The 242-nt window shown below is 48.3% G+C and carries 1 protein-coding gene; it reads right to left on the bottom strand.

All coding sequences use genetic code 11. The features are described from left to right. Nucleotides 1-242, bottom strand: a 242-nt coding sequence (locus FE394_RS19440; RefSeq protein WP_319927957.1) for an integrase core domain-containing protein, incomplete at both ends; no start/stop codon positions are given.

Here is a 242-nt window from a genome sequence, read left to right as displayed (position 1 = left end):
GTATTCAACGGGAGAAAGACCGCCAGTGAAACTAGGGGGACGGACGTCGTTGTAATATCCGCCCAGATATTTCGTGATATCTCTTATCGCCTCATGGATATCCAGATAACCTTCTGGTGGGCTCCATTCGGTTTTCAGACTCCGGAATATCCGTTCCATCGGGGAATTATCATAGCAGCAGCCCCTGCGGCTCATACTTTGGATAATCTTATTTCGCCACAGTAAGCGGCGAAATTTCTTGC

This window comes from Xenorhabdus littoralis (genome assembly GCF_033949345.1).
Lineage (GTDB): Bacteria > Pseudomonadota > Gammaproteobacteria > Enterobacterales > Enterobacteriaceae > Xenorhabdus > Xenorhabdus littoralis.
The sequence above is the reverse complement of the archived record's forward strand: the minus strand, read 5'-3'. Positions and strand labels throughout refer to the sequence as shown.